Genomic DNA, 257 nt, shown 5'->3' on the forward strand with positions numbered 1-257 from the left:
GGACGAATCGTCCTCGAAGCGTCGGCGCAGCTTCGAGATGCCCGCGTCGACCGACCGGTCGATGCCATCGAACTCGATGCCGCGCAATTGCTTCAGGATCGCGTCGCGACTCAGTACGGTACCGGCTGCGCGCGCAAGGATCAGCAGCAGGTTGAACTCGGTGGTCTTCAGGTCGACGAGCTCGCCGCGCCACGCGACCGTGCGGTTCGGCGGCGAAATCGTCAGCTCGCCGAACTGCAGCGCCTGCACGGGCGCAG

At 66.5% G+C, this 257-nt stretch carries 1 protein-coding gene; it reads right to left on the reverse strand.

Annotated features, from left to right (window positions below):
* On the reverse strand, positions 1–257 hold a 257-nt coding region (locus tag SB751_RS32655; RefSeq protein WP_410749338.1), incomplete at both ends, for a winged helix-turn-helix domain-containing protein.

This window comes from Cupriavidus sp. SIMBA_020 (assembly GCF_046535395.1).
GTDB lineage: Bacteria > Pseudomonadota > Gammaproteobacteria > Burkholderiales > Burkholderiaceae > Cupriavidus > Cupriavidus campinensis.